The organism is Exiguobacterium aestuarii (assembly GCF_020171655.1).
Classification (GTDB): Bacteria; Bacillota; Bacilli; order Exiguobacteriales; family Exiguobacteriaceae; genus Exiguobacterium; species Exiguobacterium aestuarii_A.
Map to the genome: position 1 here is coordinate 201,713 of NZ_JAIVAC010000001.1, position 19,447 is coordinate 221,159.

17 protein-coding genes and 1 other annotated feature are annotated in these 19,447 nt (G+C 51.0%); of the genes, 13 read left to right on the plus strand and 4 right to left on the minus strand.

All coding sequences use genetic code 11. From position 1 onward, the window contains the following. Window positions 1-16 precede the first annotated feature (16 nt). From clpX to LCM29_RS01125, 12 genes are all read left to right on the plus strand, one after another. Window positions 17-1,285: an ATP-dependent protease ATP-binding subunit ClpX gene (clpX, locus tag LCM29_RS01070; protein WP_015881113.1), complete on the plus strand. Its 1,269-nt coding sequence runs from the start codon at window positions 17-19 to the stop codon at window positions 1,283-1,285. Window positions 1,286-1,358: 73 nt separating this feature from the next. After that, a complete protein-coding gene (lon, locus tag LCM29_RS01075) occupies window positions 1,359-3,659 on the plus strand; it encodes an endopeptidase La (RefSeq protein ID WP_214760505.1) in 2,301 nt (766 codons plus the stop codon). Next, window positions 3,660-4,253, plus strand: coding sequence for a ribosome biogenesis GTP-binding protein YihA/YsxC (gene yihA / locus LCM29_RS01080; RefSeq protein ID WP_074032795.1), 594 nt, complete (start codon window positions 3,660-3,662; stop codon window positions 4,251-4,253). Window positions 4,254-4,363: 110 nt separating this feature from the next. After that, the gene (locus LCM29_RS01085) at window positions 4,364-5,533 is read left to right on the plus strand and encodes an AI-2E family transporter (RefSeq protein WP_224860398.1); all 1,170 of its coding nucleotides are present in this window, start codon (window positions 4,364-4,366) and stop codon (window positions 5,531-5,533) included. 184 nt (window positions 5,534-5,717) lie between these two features. Then, entirely contained in the window at window positions 5,718-7,064 is a 1,347-nt protein-coding gene (hemA, locus tag LCM29_RS01090; RefSeq protein ID WP_214760507.1) for a glutamyl-tRNA reductase, read from the plus strand. Between the two features lie 53 nt (window positions 7,065-7,117). Continuing rightward, a complete protein-coding gene (gene hemC / locus LCM29_RS01095; RefSeq protein WP_224860400.1) occupies window positions 7,118-8,035 on the plus strand; it encodes a hydroxymethylbilane synthase in 918 nt (305 codons plus the stop codon). A 25-nt stretch (window positions 8,036-8,060) separates the two neighbouring features. Further along, window positions 8,061-8,693, plus strand: coding sequence for a uroporphyrinogen-III synthase (locus LCM29_RS01100; RefSeq protein WP_224860402.1), 633 nt, complete (start codon window positions 8,061-8,063; stop codon window positions 8,691-8,693). Then, on the plus strand, window positions 8,690-9,670 hold the full coding sequence (gene hemB, locus LCM29_RS01105; protein ID WP_224860404.1) for a porphobilinogen synthase: 981 nt from the start codon (window positions 8,690-8,692) through the stop codon (window positions 9,668-9,670). The genes LCM29_RS01100 and hemB overlap by 4 nt, the downstream gene beginning before the upstream one ends. Then, complete coding sequence (hemL, locus tag LCM29_RS01110; RefSeq protein ID WP_031421390.1) at window positions 9,667-10,971, plus strand: glutamate-1-semialdehyde 2,1-aminomutase; 1,305 nt, start codon at window positions 9,667-9,669, stop codon at window positions 10,969-10,971. The genes hemB and hemL overlap by 4 nt, the downstream gene beginning before the upstream one ends. A gap of 47 nt (window positions 10,972-11,018) precedes the next feature. Further along, window positions 11,019-11,242: a binding site (T-box leader), on the plus strand. Between the two features lie 57 nt (window positions 11,243-11,299). Then, window positions 11,300-13,951 (plus strand): valine--tRNA ligase, encoded by a 2,652-nt coding sequence (locus LCM29_RS01115; RefSeq protein ID WP_224860406.1) that lies wholly within the window; start codon window positions 11,300-11,302, stop codon window positions 13,949-13,951. A gap of 94 nt (window positions 13,952-14,045) precedes the next feature. Further along, window positions 14,046-14,798: a hypothetical protein gene (locus tag LCM29_RS01120; protein WP_224860408.1), complete on the plus strand. Its 753-nt coding sequence runs from the start codon at window positions 14,046-14,048 to the stop codon at window positions 14,796-14,798. A gap of 81 nt (window positions 14,799-14,879) precedes the next feature. Then, entirely contained in the window at window positions 14,880-15,635 is a 756-nt protein-coding gene (locus tag LCM29_RS01125) for a hypothetical protein (RefSeq protein WP_224860410.1), read from the plus strand. Between the two features lie 16 nt (window positions 15,636-15,651). On the opposite strand, the gene LCM29_RS01130 is transcribed toward LCM29_RS01125, so the two are convergent. The 4 genes from LCM29_RS01130 to LCM29_RS01145 form a co-directional block, all read right to left on the minus strand. Further along, window positions 15,652-15,828 (minus strand): hypothetical protein, encoded by a 177-nt coding sequence (locus tag LCM29_RS01130; RefSeq protein WP_224860412.1) that lies wholly within the window; start codon window positions 15,826-15,828, stop codon window positions 15,652-15,654. After that, window positions 15,825-16,019: a hypothetical protein gene (locus LCM29_RS01135; RefSeq protein ID WP_224860414.1), complete on the minus strand. Its 195-nt coding sequence runs from the start codon at window positions 16,017-16,019 to the stop codon at window positions 15,825-15,827. Before LCM29_RS01135 ends, LCM29_RS01130 begins: the two co-directional genes overlap by 4 nt. Then, entirely contained in the window at window positions 16,016-16,192 is a 177-nt protein-coding gene (locus LCM29_RS01140; protein ID WP_224860416.1) for a hypothetical protein, read from the minus strand. The genes LCM29_RS01135 and LCM29_RS01140 overlap by 4 nt, the downstream gene beginning before the upstream one ends. A 90-nt stretch (window positions 16,193-16,282) precedes the next feature. Next, on the minus strand, window positions 16,283-17,719 hold the full coding sequence (locus LCM29_RS01145; RefSeq protein ID WP_224860418.1) for a protein adenylyltransferase SelO: 1,437 nt from the start codon (window positions 17,717-17,719) through the stop codon (window positions 16,283-16,285). Window positions 17,720-17,828: 109 nt separating this feature from the next. Between LCM29_RS01145 and LCM29_RS01150 the strand changes: the two genes are divergently transcribed. Further along, entirely contained in the window at window positions 17,829-19,043 is a 1,215-nt protein-coding gene (locus LCM29_RS01150; RefSeq protein ID WP_224860420.1) for a bifunctional folylpolyglutamate synthase/dihydrofolate synthase, read from the plus strand. Window positions 19,044-19,447 lie beyond the last annotated feature (404 nt).

Sequence of the window (19,447 nt, forward strand, 5' to 3'; positions counted from 1 at the left end):
AGAAGGGGTGTATCGAATGTTCAAATTTAACGAGGAAAAGGGGCAACTCAAGTGCTCGTTTTGCGGAAAATCGCAAGAACAAGTTCGTAAGTTAGTCGCCGGACCAGGCGTATACATTTGCGATGAGTGTATCGAACTTTGCAATGAAATCGTTGAGGAAGAGCTCGGTGTAGAGGAAGAAGTCGAATTCAAAGACATTCCGAAACCACAAGAGATTCGTAACATTCTAGACGATTATGTCATTGGACAAGACCGTGCGAAACGTGCGCTTTCAGTCGCTGTCTATAACCACTATAAACGCATCAACGCCGGCGGCCGTTCAGATGATGTCGAACTTGCGAAGTCGAACATCGTCATGATCGGACCAACTGGTAGCGGGAAGACGCTTCTCGCCCAGACGATGGCTCGCGTCTTGAACGTCCCATTCGCAATCGCGGATGCGACAAGCTTGACGGAAGCGGGTTACGTCGGTGAAGACGTCGAAAATATCTTGCTCAAATTGATCCAATCAGCTGACTATGATGTCGAGAAGGCTGAAAAAGGAATCATCTATATTGATGAAATCGATAAGATTGCTCGTAAGTCTGAAAACCCATCGATTACGCGCGACGTATCCGGTGAAGGCGTTCAGCAGGCACTTCTTAAAATTCTTGAAGGGACGACAGCAAGCGTACCGCCACAAGGTGGACGTAAGCATCCGCATCAAGAATTCATCCAAATCGATACGACAAACATTCTCTTCATCGTCGGCGGAGCATTCGCCGGGATTGAATCGGTCGTCAAACGCCGAATCGGGAAGAAAGTCATCGGTTTCGGAAACGATCAAGAGAATCGCGAGTTGACGCAAGAAGACTTGCTCGCCCGCGCACTTCCTGAAGACCTTCAAAAATTCGGTTTGATTCCTGAGTTCATCGGTCGTTTGCCAGTCATGGCGACGCTCACGACACTCGATGAGGAAGCACTCGTTGAAATCTTGACGAAGCCGAAAAATGCCCTCGTTCGTCAGTACGAGAAAATGCTCGAGCTTGACGATGTCGAATTGACGTTCACAGACGAGGCATTGATCGAAATCGCCAAACTTGCGATCAAACGTAAGACTGGCGCGCGCGGTCTCCGCTCGATTATCGAAGAAATGATGCTCGATGTGATGTTCACTGTCCCATCGCGTGACGATATCGAGAAAGTCATCATCACAGATGAAACGATTACGGGTCTTGCCGGTCCGAAATACGTCCTTCGTGATGGTACTGTCGAACAGACAGGGGACAACAAAGAGACAGCATAATTTGTTAACGAAGAAGGCTCAAACACTCGGCACACTCCGAGTTTTGGGCCTTTTTGCACAGGAGGCGTTGTAGATGGAAAAATTACCAATCCTTCCGTTGCGAGGAGTCGTCGTATATCCGCTCATCGGTGTGACAATCGATGTCGGACGCCCGTTATCACTTCGGGCGCTCCTTGCTGCAAAGGAGCATGAAACGGATTTAATTGTCGTCACTCAAAAAGAGACCGGAAACGAATCACCAGAACCGGAAGACTTGTACACGATTGGAACGCGTGTTCATATCGCCAAGATGAGCGAATTGTCGAACGAGACGATTCGGGTTCGCATCGTCGGGAAAGAGCGTGTCCGCGTCGACTCGGTCGAATCGACGGATGAAGGCTGGTTCGCTAACGTCGAACCACTCGAGCTTGCTGAAGGGGAAGAGGTCGAGCGTACGGCGCTCGTCCGTCTGTTGAAAGAGCAGTTCGGTAAACTTGTCGCCAACATCAAAGGCATGTCCCCGGACGAACGTCGTCGTTTCGAGATGTATGAGCGACTCGAATCGCTCACGGACTATATCACGTCGAAACTAGATGTCGATGTCGAACTTCGCCAAGCGATGCTCGAAGAAGCAGATGCGGTCAAACGAGGGCTTGAACTGCTTGAAATCATCGCACACGAGGTGGAAGTGATCGAACTCGAGCAAGAGATGCGCGAGCGGACGAAGAAGTCGATTGAGCAGTCACAGCGCGAGTACTACTTACGGGAACAGATGAAGACGATTCAACAAGAGCTCGGTGACCAGACACAAGAGTCTGAGCCGAATCGCCTCCGCGAGAAGTTAGAAGCGCTCGACTTGCCAGAGACGACTCGAAAGAACGTCATGCGTGAAGCAGAGCGATTGAACGTCGTCCCACAAACGTCGCCGGAATATGCGGTCATCCGTAACTATCTCGACTGGGTCGCATCCCTTCCATGGGGCATCGAGACGGAAGACAAGCTCGATGTGAAACATGCGGCAGACGTCCTCGACGATGACCATTACGGCCTAGAATCGGTGAAAGACCGAATCCTCGAATACTTGGCCGTTCGTCAGTTGACGAACTCGCTTCGTGGACCAATCCTTTGTCTCGCCGGACCTCCAGGGGTCGGGAAGACGTCGCTCGCCCGTTCGATCGCCTCGGCGCTTGAACGTCACTTCGTTCGTGTCTCACTCGGTGGGGTACGCGATGAGGCAGAAATCCGTGGTCACCGCCGGACGTATATCGGCGCGATGCCAGGACGTGTTATCCGCGGGTTGAAGCAAGCGGAAAGCAAGAACCCGGTCTTCTTACTCGATGAAATCGACAAGATGGCTTCTGACTTCAGAGGAGACCCGGCGTCGGCGATGCTCGAAGTACTTGACCCAGAGCAAAACGTATCGTTCTCGGACCACTACATCGAAGAACCGTTCGATTTGTCGAACGTCCTCTTCATCGCGACAGCGAACGATGTCTCGCAAATTCCGGCACCGCTCCTTGACCGGATGGAACTCATCCAAATCGGTGGGTATACGGAGCTTGAGAAAGTCGAAATCGCGAAGCGTCACTTAGTGCCGAAACAGTTGAAAGAGCACGGATTGAAGAAGAGCCAATTGACGATCAAAGAAGATGCGCTCTATGAAGTCGTGCGTCGCTACACACGTGAAGCGGGTGTCCGGAACTTAGAACGCGTCATCGGTTCGCTCTGCCGTAAAGCAGCGAAACAAATCGCGATCGGTGAGAAGAAACGGGTCACGATTTCGAAGAAAGCCATCATCACGTATCTCGGAAAACCGAAGTATCGTTACGGAAAAGGAGAGACCGAGGACTCAATCGGTGCAGTGACAGGTCTTGCCTACACGGCGTTCGGTGGAGACACGCTCACAATCGAAGTGGCGCTCGCACCTGGTAAAGGCAAGCTTCAGTTGACGGGTAAACTCGGTGACGTGATGCAGGAGTCGGCACAGACGGCATATAGCTATGTCCGTGCGAATGCGGAGCGGTTCGGGATTGACCCGACGTTCTATGAGCGACAAGACATCCATATCCACGTTCCGGAAGGTGCCGTACCGAAAGACGGACCATCGGCCGGGATCACGATTGCGACAGCACTCATTTCCGCGTTGACCGGGAAGAAAGTCCATCGCGATGTCGGGATGACGGGGGAGATCACACTTCGTGGACGCGTCTTACCGATTGGTGGATTGAAAGAAAAAGCGCTCGCCGCTCATCGGGCCGGGTTGACGACCATCGTCATTCCGAAAGATAATGAGCGAGACATCGATGACATTCAAGAAACGGTGCGTGAGAAACTGACGTTCGTTCCCGTGACGACCCTCGATGAAGTACTAGATGTAGCATTTGGAGGAAATTAAATGAAGATCAACAAAGCAGAATTCGTGACGAGTGCCGTCGCGCCAGACCATTATCCGGTCCATGAGTTGCCGGAAGTGGCGCTTGCCGGACGGTCGAACGTCGGGAAGTCGTCGTTCATCAATAAGATTTGCCAACGGAAGGCGCTCGCACGGACGTCTTCAAAACCAGGAAAGACTCAGACCCTCAACTTCTTCAATATCAATGATGAAATCATGTTCGTTGACGTTCCAGGATACGGTTACGCGAAAGTATCAAAGACAGAGCGTGAGAAGTGGGGCGTCATGATGGAGCAATATTTGACGAGCCAAGAGGCACTTCGCGGCGTCGTCTTGCTTGTCGATATCCGTCATGAGCCGACGGGTGACGATGTGACGATGTACAACTTCTTGAAGCACTATGACATTCCTGTCATCGTCGTAGCGACGAAGCTCGATAAGATCAAGAAGAGCCAGCGTCAAAAGCACGAGGCAGCGGTAAAACGTAAGCTTCAGTTCGATCCATCTGACCGTTTCGTCGCTTTCTCAGCCGAAACAGCAGAAGGAAAAGACGATGCGTGGAAAGCAATTTATGCACTCATCACGGAAGGTGAATGAAGTATGGGCGAAGGGATTCCTTCGCCTTTTTGTTTTTCTCATCCCGTAAGCGGGTAATTATCGTATAATCATAGTTAGTACATAGTCATAATCGTAAACGAGGTGGAGAAATGCAGCGCATGTTTGAAAACAAATGGTACCGCGCCCTCTTTTGGACGCTGACCATCTTTTTAGTCATTTGGGTCGGAACAGAGATCTCATTCGTGTTTGAACCGATTCAAGTTATTTTGGCACTCGTCACGGTCCCACTCATTGTGGCCGGGCTCTTCTTTTATTTCTTGGTCGGCATCGTCGACTTTTTAGAAAAACGGTTGAAAGGGAAACGGGCACTCGCGGTCGCGATGACACTGATCGGTCTCGTGCTCATCTTTACCATCGTCTTCAGTATTCTCGGACCGGTCCTTGCTGAGCAGGTCACGTCGCTCATCAATGCGATGCCGAGTATCGCGAAAGAGCTTCAACAACAAGCGTTCGCCGTCCGAGACACGTTACTCCAAAACGAGTTCTTGTCGCGCTTCATGGCACAAAATGATGAGATGTTCCGCAATTTGACGACGAACATCACGTCGTATTTAGGAGATTTGTTCGGAAACATCGCGTCGTCATTCGGGCAAGTCGTCGGATTCGTGACGTCGGCGGTCATCACAATCGTCGTCATCCCGTTCATGCTTCTTTACATGTTACTTGACGGGAAGCGTCTGCCGGACGCTATCGTCAAACTCTTGCCATCAAGCTATGAGAAAGAGACGCGTCACATCTTGCATGACATGCACGAGACGGTGCGAAGCTATGTCAACGCTCAACTGCTCGTCGCGTTCTTCGTCGGGATCACGTCGCTCATCGGTCTTTGGATCGTCGGGGTAGATTATGCCATCTTGCTCGCTCTCTTCATGATGGTGACGAACATCATCCCATACGTCGGACCGTTCTTAGGTGCCGTACCAGCTGTCATCGTGGCGTTCATTCAAGATCCGATCAAAGTCATCTGGGTCATCGTCGTCATCATCATCGTGCAGCAGATCGAATCGAACGTCATCTCGCCGCTCATTCAAGGGAAGTCCTTAAAAGTACATCCGCTCACGATTATCATCGTCTTGCTCGTGGCTGGGAACTTGGCAGGGATCATCGGGATGCTCATCGCCGTACCGTTCTATGCGGTCGCTAAAACAGTTGTCCAAAATATCGTTCGTATCTATAAACTAAAAGAGCGCGAACAATATTTGGACAAAGAAGAGACGGAAAGCCCCATTATTACTGATCCAAACTCACCAAATGCATAAGAAGAAGTGTAGAAATGGGGTTTCGCCATTTCTACTTCTTTTTGTCACAAAAAGTTCTTATTTTATTTCAGGAAAATCAAACAGAAGATTATAGTTACCAGATAAGAACTGTTATAATGTACGGTAGAGATTGAAAAAAAGAAGAGACAACCGTCGGTGGATTTTAGATGAGGGGAAGAGATACATGCATATTGTCGTCGTTGGACTAAATAACAAGACAGCCCCTGTCGCGATTCGGGAGCAGTTCTCGTTTGGGGAGCAAGAAATCGTGGATGCGATGATTGCACTTCGCGAAGAGAAGAGCATTTTCGAGTCGGTTATTTTGTCTACGTGTAACCGGACGGAGCTGTACGTCGTGACAGATCAACTCCATACTGGACGTTATTACACGAAACGTTTCTTGGCGAACTGGTTCAATCTAGAGATGGAGCAGTTCACACCATACTTGTCGATTCGAGAAGGGGAAGAGGCGATTCGTCACTTGTTCCGTGTCACATCGGGCCTCGACTCAATGATCATCGGGGAAACACAAATTTTAGGTCAGGTGAAGACAAGTTTCTTCCGTGCCCAAGAGCATGGAACGACAGGAACGGTCTTCAACAAATTATTCAAAGAAGCGGTCACACTCGCCAAGCGCGCCCATACGGACACGCAAATTGGGGAAATGTCTGTATCGGTCAGCTCGGCTGCCGTGACGCTCGCACAAGAAATGTACCAACAGCTCGAAGATAAGCAAGTTGTCGTCGTCGGAGCCGGAGAAACGGGTGAACTGACAACACTCAACTTGTTCGAGGCTGGTGCCAAACAGATCGCCGTCTTCAACCGGACGGAGAGCAAGGCGAAAGCTGTTGCGGATAAGTTCAAAGGTCGTGCCCATTCGATTCGTGAAATCGCATGTGGCTTACTCGATGCGGATATTTTAATCAGTTCGACCGGGGCGAAAGACGCCGTCATCGGATATGACGATGTGGCAGCGGCACAATTGTTGCGCCGTGAACGTCCACTTCTTCTCATTGACATTGCTGTGCCGCGAGATATCGATCCAGCGGTCGCGACACTTCCAGGTGTTCATTTGTTCGATGTCGATGATTTGAATGGAATCGTCAACAAGAATCTCGAAGCTCGTCTCCTCGAGGCCGAGAAGATCGAGATGAAGATTGATGAAGCGATTCAAGAGTTCCAAACATGGCTCGTCACGCTCGGTGTCGTACCGATTATGAACGAGTTGCGTGCCCGTGCCCTTGATATTCAAGAAGACACGATGACGAGTCTAGAGCGTAAGCTCGACCACTTGTCGGCGCGTGACAAGAAAGTCATCGGGAAACATATGAAGTCAATCATCAATCAGATGCTTCGTGACCCGATTGACTACATTAAAGACGCAGCGGCACAGCCAGACGCAAACGTTCGAATTGCCCAGTTTGTCGAGACGTTCGGACTCGATGTCGAGTTGCCAGAACAGCCGGTAGACGAAGTGGAAGAAACAGATGCCACTTCTGCCAAAGCACCACTTCGCGCATTGATGCGCTAACAAGATATAAAAGGCGACATGTGTCGCCTTTTTCTATGAAGGAGAGACTCAACATGCGAAAAATCATCGTCGGCTCACGCCGTTCCCAACTTGCCATGACTCAAACGAAATGGGTCATCGAACAATTGAAACAAGCCGGAGCACAAAATGAGTTCGAGATTAAAGAAATCGTGACGAAAGGGGATCAAATCGTCGACGTACAATTGTCGAAAGTCGGCGGGAAAGGTCTATTCGTCAAAGAGATTCAACAACAGATGCTCGACGGGGACATCGACTTCGCCGTCCACAGCATGAAAGACGTTCCAGCCGAACTTCCGGAAGAACTCTATATCAGCTGCATGCCAAAACGTGTCGACGCACGTGACGTCCTTATCTGCGAGAACGGCTACACGTTCGAGACGCTTCCGAAAGGTTCAATCGTCGGAACGAGCTCGCTCCGTCGTGGGGCACAAATCTTAGCGGCACGTCCCGATCTTGAAATTCAATGGATCCGCGGAAACATCGACACACGTCTGAAGAAGTTGGATTCGGAGAACTACAACGCCATCTTGCTCGCGAAAGCCGGGCTCGAACGGATGGGGTGGACGGACCGTGTCGACTTCGAAGCGCTTGACCCGGACGTCATGGTACCTGCTGTCGGACAAGGTGTACTCGCGATCGAGAGCCGTAAAGACGATGCAGAAGTAACGGCAGTGCTTCAGTTGTTACACGATGACGTGACGGCCAAAGCCGCGACAGCGGAACGGACTTTCTTAAAAGCCATCGAAGGTAGCTGTCACGTCCCGGTCGGCGGTTACGCAACGGTCGACGGTGATGAAGTGACGCTCACGGGCCTCATCGCGTCAGTGGACGGGAAAGAAGTGCTTCGCGTGACGAAAACGTCAACGGACGGGGTCGCACTCGGAATGGACGTCGCTGAAGAATTGCTTGGACGTGGCGGGCGTGAAATCCTCGCCTCGGTCAATGAGTGACGTCTGGTACACGGGAACGAAACGAATGACCGCTTCGCAACGGGCACTGCTCGAGGCGAGCGGTCTTTCCGTTCATCATGTCCCGCTCATTCAGACGAGAGAGACGCACGTCCCACCACCCGTGGAGAGATTCGACTGGCTCGTCGTCACGAGCCAGAACGCGGTGCCCGCGCTTCGAAATCTGACGCGTGACGTCAAGGTTGCTGCTGTCGGTGAGAAGACGAAGCGGGCGCTTGAAGCGGAAGGGTTTATCGTCTCGCTCATGCCGGAGACGTATACGGGTGAGGCGCTCTTTGAGCAGTTACGCGATGTCGTTTCCGCCGATGAGGTCGTCTTGTTCGCGCGTGGCAATTTGGCGAACACGTCGCATATGACGATGCTCTCTCACGTGCAGGACTGGGTCGTCTACGAGACGATTCCAGTGCCGTTGACACCGGCGCAACAGCAACAACTCGAGGCCGTGAAGGCGCTGCTCGTCTTGAGCCCGTCGGCCGTCGAGGCGCTCACACCGCACTTGTCCCGCTTCACCGGGACGTGGTACGCCATCGGCGAAGTGACCGAACGTGCCGTCCGACAAGTGTCGACGTTACCGGTACGAGTGCCAGAATGTTATACTATGGATGCATTAATACAGTGTGTAGGGGAGGATTTTTCATGAACCAGTTTGACCGTCACCGTCGTCTTCGCTCATCGAAGTCGATGCGTGCCCTCGTACGTGAAAATCATGTTCGGAAAGAAGATTTGATTTACCCACTCTTCATCATTGAAGGGACTAACATTAAACGTGAAGTCAGCTCGATGCCTGGCGTCTTTAATTATTCACTTGACCGACTCGAAGAAGAAATCAAAGAAATCGTCGACCTCGGTCTCCAATCCGTGCTCTTGTTCGGCGTGCCGGAACATAAAGACCCGGAAGGCAGTGAAGCGTATCACGACCACGGCATTGTCCAAGAAGCAATCCGTAAAGTAAAAGAGTGGGCGCCACAGCTCACGGTCATCGCCGATACGTGCCTATGTGAGTACACGTCTACAGGTCACTGTGGCCTCGTGAAGGACGGGAACGTCGATAACGACGCATCGCTTCCACTTCACGTCCAGACGGCGATCACGCAAGCACAAGCGGGTGCCGATATCATCGCGCCGAGCTCGATGATGGACGGATTCGTCGCAGCCATCCGTGAAGGTCTCGACCAAAACGGATTCAGCCACATCCCAATCATGAGCTATGGCGTAAAATATGCGTCGGCGTATTACGGACCGTTCCGTGACGCTGCCCAATCAGCTCCTGGTGAAGGCGACCGTAAAGGTTATCAGATGGACCCGGCGAACCGTCGTGAGGCGTTCCGCGAGTCACAATCGGACGTCGAACAAGGTGCCGACTTCATGATCGTCAAACCGGCTCTCGCGTTCATGGATATCATCCGTGATATGCGCGATTCACTCGATATGCCAATCGTGGCGTATAACGTGAGCGGAGAGTACGCGATGATCAAAGCCGCGTCACTCAACGACTGGGTCGACGAAGAGCGCATCGTCATGGAGACGATGGTCGGATTCAAACGTGCCGGTGCCGATCTCATCGTTACGTATTTCGCAAAAGACGTCTGTCGCTATTTGGAAGGAGACTACGCATGACATACAACCAAACGCGCTCACAAGAAGCGTTCGAACAAGCCCGCCCACTCATGCCAGGCGGTGTCAACAGTCCGGTCCGTGCCTACAAATCGGTCGGTATGACGCCAATCTTCGCCGAACGTGGTGAAGGTTCACGCGTCTATGACATCGACGGCAACGAGTATATCGATTACGTCCTCTCATGGGGACCACTCATCCTCGGTCACCGTGACCCTGTCGTCACGAAAGCGATTCAAGAGCAAGCTGAAAAAGGCTGGACGTTCGGAACGCCGACCGAGCTCGAGACGAAGATGGCAGAACTCGTCATCGACCGCGTCCCATCAATCGAGATGGTTCGTATGGTCAACTCGGGTACGGAAGCGACGATGGCGGCACTTCGCCTCGCACGCGGCTATACAGGGAAGACGAAGATTTTGAAGTTCGAAGGATGCTACCACGGACACGGCGACTCGCTACTCATTAAAGCCGGTTCTGGTGTCGCAACACTCGGTCTCCCGGACTCACCAGGTGTACCGAAAGAACTCGCAAGCCACACGCTCACCGTTCCTTACAACGACTTGGACGCAGTCCGCGTCGCGTTTGAGAAATACGGTGACGATCTCGCTGGTGTCATCGTCGAACCAGCGGCTGGAAACATGGGCTTCGTACCACCACAACCAGGATTCCTCGAAGGACTCCGTGAAATCACGGAACAAAATGGCGCGCTTCTCATATTTGATGAGGTCATGACGGGCTTCCGTGTCGGGTATAACTGTGCACAAGGATACTTCGGTGTCACACCGGACCTCACGTGTCTCGGTAAGGTCATCGGCGGTGGACTTCCGGTCGGTGCTTACGGCGGGAAACGCGAAATCATGGAACAGATCGCGCCGCAAGGTCCAATCTATCAAGCAGGTACGCTCTCAGGTAACCCACTCGCGATGATTGCTGGTTACACGACACTCTCGCAACTGAAGCCTGAGCACTACGCGGAGTTCGAGCGTAAGGCAGACCGTCTCGCGGAAGGATTTACGCAAGCTGGTGAGAAATACAACATCCCGCACGACACGAACCGTGCTGGCTCGATGTTTGGTTTCTTCTTCACGAACGAGAAAGTAACGAACTTCGAAAAAGCGAAATCGGCGAACCTCGAGATGTTCCGTTCGTACTATCAGAAGATGGCAGCGCGCGGCGTATTCTTGCCACCGTCACAGTTCGAAGGATTGTTCCTCTCGACGGCGCATACGGATGAGGATATCGAGAAGACGATTGCAGCGGTCGAGGCGACGTTTAAAGAGCTTCAAGAAGAGTTTTCACTCTAATCTTGACTGCTGACGTTTCTGTCGCTACAATTATTTAACAGATACGATGAATTGCATTGATGAGGAGTAGTACGCATCATCCATTCCTTTTTAGAGACGCGACCGCTTGGTGAAAGGTTGCGAGGGATGGACGCGGAAGTCGCCTCGGAGCTGACTTTCTGAATGGAGTAGGAAAGTTCGGTCCATCGACCGTTATTCGATTTTGAGTGCGCCACTTTGTTGGCGAACTAAGGTGGTACCGCGGAAGATCACGGCTTCTTTCGTCCTTAGCGTATAGGACGAGAGAAGCCGTTTTTGTGTTCATTACAATATAGAGGAGGCGCCACACATGGCCCATGAGACAAATGAAATCACCATGCCGACGAAGTACGACCCAAGTGCGACGGAGTCAAAATGGTACGACTACTGGTTAGAAAACGATGTATTTAAAGCAGACGAGGACGATTCGAAACAACCGTACACAATCGTCATCCCACCACCGAACGTTACGGGGAAACTTCACCTCGGTCACGCTTGGGACACGACGCTCCAAGACTTGTTGACGCGCCTCAAGCGCATGCAAGGTTATGACGTGCTCTGGCTTCCAGGGATGGACCATGCCGGCATCGCGACACAGGCGAAAGTTGAACAAAAGCTCCGCGAAGAAGGCGTCATGCGTTACGACCTCGGACGTGAGAAGTTCCTCGAGAAGACGTGGGAATGGAAAGACGAGTACGCGAAGACGATTCGTGACCAATGGTCTAAACTCGGTCTCGGTCTCGACTATTCACGTGAACGCTTCACACTCGACGAAGGGCTCTCAAAAGCCGTTCAAGAAGTGTTCGTTCGCTTGTATGAGAAAGGTTTGATCTACCGTGGCGAATATATCGTCAACTGGGACCCGGCTCAAAAGACGGCCGTTTCGGATATCGAAGTTATTTACCAAGAAGTCGAGGGTGCGTTCTATCACATGAAGTATCCACTCGCTGATGGTTCAGGTCACATCGAGATCGCGACGACACGTCCTGAGACGATGCTCGGCGATACGGCGGTTGCCGTCAACCCGAAAGATGAGCGTTACACACACCTCATCGGCAAGACGATTATGCTTCCAGTCATGAACCGTGAGATTCCAATCGTTGCGGACGACTACGTCGACATGGAGTTCGGTACAGGTTGCGTGAAAATCACGCCGGCCCACGACCCGAATGACTTTGAAATTGGAAACCGTCACGAACTTCCACGTATCCTCGTCATGGACGAAGGCGGGAAGATGAACGAGAACGCGGGCATTTACGAAGGGCTTGATCGCTTCGAATGCCGCAAGCAACTCGTCAAAGACTTAGAGGCGGACGGCACACTCGTGAAGATTGAACCGCACACGCACTCGGTTGGTCACTCAGAGCGTTCAGGCGCAGTCATCGAGCCATACCTTTCGAAACAATGGTTCGTTGACATGGAGCCACTCTCAAAAGCGGCACTCGAAGCACAAGGAAACGCCGACACGAAAGTCAACTTCGTCCCAGAACGCTTCGAAGGCACATACCTCCGTTGGATGGAGAACATCCGCGACTGGTGTATCAGCCGTCAACTTTGGTGGGGCCACCGCATCCCGGCTTGGTATCATAACGAGACAGGTGAAGTGTATGTAGGGAAAGAAGCACCGGCGGACAGTGAGAACTGGACACAAGACGAAGACGTTCTCGACACATGGTTCTCGTCAGCGCTTTGGCCATTCTCAACGATGGGCTGGCCGGACACGGACGCACCGGACTTCAACCGTTACTTCCCGACGAGCGCGCTCGTTACGGGATACGACATCATCTTCTTCTGGGTATCGCGCATGATCTTCCAATCTCTCGAGTTCACAGGGAAGCAACCGTTCAACGATGTCCTCATCCACGGTCTCATCCGTGACTCGGAAGGACGCAAGATGTCGAAATCACTCGGTAACGGCGTTGACCCGATGGAAGTCATCGACCAGTACGGAGCGGATTCACTCCGTTGGTTCCTCCTCACAGGTTCGACACCAGGGAACGACCTTCGTTTCTATTGGGAGAAGATCGAGTCGACATGGAACTTCTCGAACAAGATTTGGAACGCGAGCCGTTTCGCTCTCATGAACATGGACGGACTCAAAGTGGAAGAAATCGACCTCACGGGCGAGAAGACGCTTGCTGACAAGTGGATTTTGACACGCTTGAACGATACGATCGACCAGGTGACACGCCTCGTCGACAAGTACGAGTTCGGTGAAGCCGGTCGTTACTTGTACAACTTCATCTGGGAAGAGTTCTGTAACTGGTACATCGAGATGGCGAAACTCACGCTCTACGGTGAGGACGAAGCAGCGAAGCACACGACACGTTCGGTCCTCGCGCATACGCTCGATTCAATCATGCGTCTCATGCACCCGTTCATGCCGTTCTTGACAGAAGAAATTTGGCAGCACTTGCCGCACGAGGGCGATTCAATCGTTCGTGCAAGCTACCCGACGCGTCGTGACGACCTTCACTTCGCTGATTCGGTTCCAGCGTTTGAAGCTGTGATGAACGTCATCCGCTCGGTTCGTAACATCCGTGCGGAAGTGAACGCACCGATGTCAAAACCAATCCAGCTCTTCATCTCGACGAGCGACGATGCGACACAAGGTTACTTGAGCGCGAACGAAATGACAATCGGCAAGTTCACGAACGCGACAGAGCTCGAAATCGGACGTGGCCTCACGGCTCCGAATAAGTCGATGTCAGCGATCATGACAGGAGCGGAGCTCTTCATCCCGCTCGCAGACCTCATCAACTTCGAAGAAGAAATCGCCCGTCTTGAAAAAGAAGTGGCGAAGTATGAAAAAGAAGTCGAGCGCGTACAGAAGAAACTCGGAAACCAAGGCTTCATCGCCAAGGCACCGGCTCACGTCATCGACGAAGAGAAAGCAAAAGAAAAAGATTACCTCGACAAGCGTGACGCGGTCCGCGCCCGTTTGGAAGAGTTGCGTAAGTAAGACATGTGCCTTCTTTGGAGATTAATTCTCTGAAGAAGGTTTTTTTGTGTTTTGGTAGAATTTGGAGAGGTGGACGTAGGAAAGGGGATACGAGATGAAACGAATCGGAGTAATGTGTGTTCTTGTGTTGGGGCTGACTGGATGTACGACATCAGAAGAGACGGAGGTCGGTACAGATATAGAGAAAATTGAAACGAGTGAGGTGGCCAAAGCACCTACGAGTGAATGGGTGGGCACGCTCATTGAAGACGTACCAAAAGGGACCGAATCGTTGGCAGATGCGGTAGTTCATCAAATCACGCTTCAATATCAAGATGGATCGGAAGGTCACCTTTCCACAAAAGACGTCATCTATGAGGCGACAGTTGGAGACATCGGATTGGTAGCGATGGCTCATCCAAACCAAACGCCTTCTTTCGGTGTCTATCACTATTCACGGGCCGGGGAATGGGTCATGCATGGGATGAAGCATTTTGGAATTACTGACGCTTCCGAAAAAAGAAGCCGCGGTTTGGTGCTCCCTCAAGATTCGATGTATACGATTGATAGTGAAATCGATGACGTGGAACGACCGGTAAAATTGTGGACGTTCTATGATGAGTCGCAACTGGTCACCATTTTGATGACCGATGCATTCAGTGTGGGCGACGGTGAGCGAATCAATCGTCAGACGGATGGAGTTGAGTATGATCGATTGAATCAGCCGAGCGGCAATGGAATCTACTACATTAGTCAAGACAAACTGATTCTTGTAACAGGAAATGTCTCGGAAGAAGAACTGTTGACACTAGCTGATTCTTTACCGGAACCTTCGTCCGTATCGTTCCCTTTCCGTGATTCAGAATAGAGATTCTTTATGTACAAAGAGATTTTGTGTTGGTGCTTTGGAGAAAGTAAACATTAGGAATCATTGTAGAGGGGATGCGAGATGAGGCGAATCGGGTTAATGTGTGTTCTTGTATTGGGGCTAGTTGGATGTACACCATCAGAAGAGACGAAGTCTGTGGAGACGGTTGAGGTGGAAAAAGTAGAGCAAGTGGAAGGGATCGATGAATCACAATTTCCCGACGCAGAAGTGACAGGGACGATGATTGCCGAAGTACCACCAGGGACAGAAAAGGTCTCGGACGTGGTCGTGGCACAAATCACTCTTCAATATGAAGATGGCTCGACAAAACAGTTGTCGAAGGATCACATTTTAACGGAGACGATGGTCGGGGGAATCGGCTTAGTTGCGATGACCGTCCCTGACCGTGCGAACCCGTTTGGCGTATTCATTCATGATGGTAAGAAGGGATGGGCGCAACGCGGGATGCAACGCTTCGGGGTACCCGATACGTCCAGTGCGTCTACTCAGGGATTAAATCTTCCAGTCAAAGAGATGGAAGTCATCAGCTCTGACTATTCAGTTAACGATTGGCCGGTGAAGCTTTGGACGTTATACGATGAGACACACCTCATCAGTATCATTGAGACGGACAATTTCACTGAAATCGAAGGGGAGATGTCGGATCAGCCAAAACCATACCTACTGGAGCAAGCATACGGGAACGGCTTATATTACTTATCTCAAGGTAAGCTGATCATCGTAACGGGAAATATCTCGGAAGAGGAGTTGTTGAAGCTAGCTGATTCTCTACCAGAACCTTCATCAGGATCGTTTCCTTTTCAGGATTCTGAATAATATCAAGGCCCGAGCGTCAAGAGCGACGTTCGGGCCTTGCTTGTACGAGCCACCAGACGATGATTCCAATGACCAATAACATCGGGAGTTGAGTATACAGTGGGGTGGTGAAACCGATTCGAAACAGGTGGACGATATACGTGGAATATAGAGTCGCACCAATCACCAAGAGAGCGATATAGATGCGTTTCATGCCTCTTCCTCTTCACTCCAAAACGGCAAGCGACCTGTTGTGATGTAGTATGAAGAAGTGAAAAGAAGACCGATTGCCACACCGGTCAACTCTGGCTGAATCGGTTGACCGACTAAAGTTAAATATAGACTATACACGACATATGATGCTGAAGCGGTGATGAGGATCATCAATGGGATCAGTTTTTTCATTTTGTGTCACTCCATTCCGACTCATTCAGATGTTTCATGTACTGGACGAACGACACGCTCAAGAAAAAGACGGGCATCGCCCAGACGATATTGCTTAAGTATGGGGTTTGCCAAAGTTCGAGTGCGAGTAAACAGGCAAATCCTAATGAGACGAGTGAGGTGAGTAAGCGCATATATAAGTACCTCCATTTTGTAATACCTTATCCTACGTTAGAAGATTGGAAAATGATTCAAAAAAAACCATCTCGCGAATACGAAATGGTTCATGTGCCACAAAACGTTTGGTACGGATACGTCCGAGTTGGACCTGCCGATACGTATTCAGACGGTTGGTCGTAGTTATAAGGGTCACGCAAAATCGTGAGTAGCGCCTCGGTCGGTCCGAAGTCGCCTCGTTCTGCTGCTTGGATTGCTTTCTCGACGTGATGATTACGTGGAATGACGGCCGGGTTGTATTGGCGCATGATTCGACGCACATCTTCATCAGGGAGGCCTTGTTCGCTCAGGCGTTTTCGCCAAGCATCAATCCATGACTTCCCGTCTTCCCGAGTTGCGAAAGGGAGCGAATCGATCTCACCGAGCGTCAACGAGCGGAACGTATTCGTATAATCTGCTTCTGTCTCCATCATTAAGCGGAGCAGTTCATCGGTGAGTGCATCGTCACCGTCTTTTCGGACGTATATGCCGATCTTATGCGCGAGTCCGGTAAAGTAGGCTTCTTTATACAACTCTGTATAGCGGGTGAGCTGTTTGTTTGCTACATCGACTGCTTCTTCTTTCGTCTCATCAAGAAGCGGCAGCAATGTCTCTGCGAGTCGGGCAAGGTTCCAAGACCCGATGTACGGTTGATTTCCGTAAGCGTAGCGCCCTTCCCGGTCGATTGAGCTGAAGACGGTCTCCGGGTGATACGTATCCATAAATGCGCACGGTCCGTAATCGAGACCTTCTCCACTGATGAACATATTGTCCGTATTCATCACGCCGTGAATGAACCCGATGAGTTGCCAGTTAGCGATGAGTCTCGCCTGTCTTTCGACGACGCGTCCGAGAAACTGTTCGTAGCGATCGGGTGCTTCAATCAAGTCTGGGTCGTGACGTTTGATTGCAAACTCCGCGAGCGCGATGACGTCATCGATGGAGCCGGCACCTGCCGCGAATTGGAATGTCCCGACACGCAAGTGACTCGAGGCGACCCGGGTCAGAATGGCTCCGTGCTTTGGACCTTGACGCATGATGGCTTCTCCAGTCTGAATGACAGCGAGTGCACGGTTCGTCGGGATGCCGAGAGCATGCATCGCCTCGCTGATGATGAACTCTCGTACCATGGGACCGAGTGCGGCCCGACCGTCACCACCTCTCGAGTACTCCGTCGGTCCGGATCCTTTGAGCTGTACATCGACACGTTTCCCGTTCGGAGTCACGTGTTCCCCAAGCATGAGGGCCCTTCCGTCCCCGAGCATCGTCAAGTTGCCGAATTGATGTCCGGCGTAGGCTTGCGAGAACGACGTCTCGGTTTGACGATTGCCGGCAAGTAAATCGATGTCTTGTTTGAGTGTTTGTGCATCAAGCCCGAGTGAAGCGGCTAATGTATCGTTAAACAAGACAAGTGTTGGATTGTCGACCGGATGGATGGGTCCACGGTCGTAAAAGATGTCACGTAGTTCGAGGTACGTCGCCTCGAAGTTCCAGTCAGTTGTCATGGCGCATGCCTCCTTCTTCGCTTCGAGTATAGCACAGACTGTTTTCCATAACGGCTGTCGTGAATTTTGATAAGATGAAACAGAAGTGTAAACAGTAGGAGTGTGGAAGATGAAGACGAGACAAGATGTATTCGATTGGTTGAGTGGACAGCTTCGCTTCGGGATCAAACCGGGTCTTGAGCGGATGAACTGGATGATTGAGCAGTTAGGATTAGAAGAACGTCCATCCATTCATGTGGCAGGGACAAACGGAAAAGGGTCGACCGTTGCATTTTTACGGGCGATGGCGATGGAGAATGGATTATCCGTCGGAACGTTCACGTCGCCTTATATCATTCAGTTCGAGGAACGGATTATGTTGAACGGGGAACCGATTCAAGAAGACGCGCTCGTCGACGTAGCGAACCGTGTCAAAGCCTGTGCGGACACGGCACCGGAGACATTGACGGAGTTTGAACTCTTGACGATGATGGCATGGTGCTATTTTGATGATACACGTCCTGATGTGATCATTTGGGAAGTCGGTCTCGGGGGACGACTGGACTCGACGAACGTGTTGACACATCCACTTGCGACCGTTGTGACATCGATCGGACATGATCATCAAGGAATACTCGGCGATACTCTTGAAGAGATTGCGATGGAGAAGTACGGCATCATGAAGCGTGACGTGCCGATGTTCCATAGTGTCGGTGAGGAAAAGTTGATTGAACTGTTGCTTCAAAAAGGAGAAGACGTAGGCGCTTCGATTCATGATGTACGAACACTTGTGACAGAAATCGAGGACGGGGCTGGGACTGTCGTTACATATGAGGGTATGCCACCTGTCGTGCTCGGGTTGACGGGTCATCATCAAGCTTATAACGGGGCATGTGCCGTCGCCGTAGCGCGTCATCTCGGTTGGAAGGAAGAGGCGATTCGGTCGGGACTTGAGCGGGCACAACATCCGGGGCGATATGAACTCGTCTCCAAACGACCACGAGTGATCTTGGATGGGGCACATAACCAGGAAGGCATCGAGGCATTGGTTGTGCAAGCTAAACAAGAGACAGATGTGACAGTCCTGACGGCGATTTTGGCGGACAAGGACCGTGACACGATGGTTCACGCGCTTCAAGAGATTGGCGACGTGTACGAGACGACGTTTGATTTTCCACGTGCGAGAACGAGAGATCATCTTGAAAGAGATGGAGCACGCTTCGTTGAATGGAAAGAATGGCTAAACGATTGGATGGAAGCGCCGACGAGTAAGACGTTGATTGTGACCGGGTCTCTGTATTTCATTAGCGAAGTAAGAACTCATTTCCAAAGTTTGAAAAAATGAACTTGTTAAATGGGATTGGAAAGGGTATGAATTAACTGAAGAAGTGTGACGACAAACCGACTGGAGGACTTTCCATGTTCAAGCATCCGAGATCCAAGTACGGCCTGATCATATTGATTGCAGCAGTATTCATCCTTTCTATTTATTCCTCAACGTTTGCTAAGAAAGATAGCGATTATCCGATAACGACACCAGTTAATGGTGAAGCCATTCGAACGATATCTCCAGACGAAGATTGGGTGCAATCAATCTTTACGTTGACGTATACCTTTGACCTCCAAAAAATTCTAAATGAAGTGAAAGGCCGTCCTAGTCTAAATTCCTATGAACTAATCAAATGGAATGCGGAAATTGTGGAGAAGATTCCTAAGGAGTTTACGTTACCTGATAATAAAGACTTACCT

Excerpts from the sequence above, each read along its gene's own strand:
- LCM29_RS01145 (WP_224860418.1), bottom strand. The coding sequence starts at position 17,719 with ATGACAACTGACTGGAACTTCGAGGCGACGTACCTCGAACTACGTGAC.
- LCM29_RS01100 (WP_224860402.1), top strand. The coding sequence starts at position 8,061 with ATGACCGCTTCGCAACGGGCACTGCTCGAGGCGAGCGGTCTTTCCGTT.
- hemB (WP_224860404.1), top strand. The coding sequence starts at position 8,690 with ATGAACCAGTTTGACCGTCACCGTCGTCTTCGCTCATCGAAGTCGATG.
- yihA (WP_074032795.1), top strand. The coding sequence starts at position 3,660 with ATGAAGATCAACAAAGCAGAATTCGTGACGAGTGCCGTCGCGCCAGAC.
- LCM29_RS01140 (WP_224860416.1), bottom strand. The coding sequence starts at position 16,192 with ATGCGCTTACTCACCTCACTCGTCTCATTAGGATTTGCCTGTTTACTC.
- LCM29_RS01135 (WP_224860414.1), bottom strand. The coding sequence starts at position 16,019 with ATGAAAAAACTGATCCCATTGATGATCCTCATCACCGCTTCAGCATCA.
- LCM29_RS01125 (WP_224860410.1), top strand. The coding sequence starts at position 14,880 with ATGAGGCGAATCGGGTTAATGTGTGTTCTTGTATTGGGGCTAGTTGGA.
- LCM29_RS01085 (WP_224860398.1), top strand. The coding sequence starts at position 4,364 with ATGCAGCGCATGTTTGAAAACAAATGGTACCGCGCCCTCTTTTGGACG.
- LCM29_RS01120 (WP_224860408.1), top strand. The coding sequence starts at position 14,046 with ATGAAACGAATCGGAGTAATGTGTGTTCTTGTGTTGGGGCTGACTGGA.
- hemC (WP_224860400.1), top strand. The coding sequence starts at position 7,118 with ATGCGAAAAATCATCGTCGGCTCACGCCGTTCCCAACTTGCCATGACT.
- lon (WP_214760505.1), top strand. The coding sequence starts at position 1,359 with ATGGAAAAATTACCAATCCTTCCGTTGCGAGGAGTCGTCGTATATCCG.
- hemA (WP_214760507.1), top strand. The coding sequence starts at position 5,718 with ATGCATATTGTCGTCGTTGGACTAAATAACAAGACAGCCCCTGTCGCG.
- hemL (WP_031421390.1), top strand. The coding sequence starts at position 9,667 with ATGACATACAACCAAACGCGCTCACAAGAAGCGTTCGAACAAGCCCGC.
- clpX (WP_015881113.1), top strand. The coding sequence starts at position 17 with ATGTTCAAATTTAACGAGGAAAAGGGGCAACTCAAGTGCTCGTTTTGC.
- LCM29_RS01130 (WP_224860412.1), bottom strand. The coding sequence starts at position 15,828 with ATGAAACGCATCTATATCGCTCTCTTGGTGATTGGTGCGACTCTATAT.
- LCM29_RS01150 (WP_224860420.1), top strand. The coding sequence starts at position 17,829 with ATGAAGACGAGACAAGATGTATTCGATTGGTTGAGTGGACAGCTTCGC.
- LCM29_RS01115 (WP_224860406.1), top strand. The coding sequence starts at position 11,300 with ATGGCCCATGAGACAAATGAAATCACCATGCCGACGAAGTACGACCCA.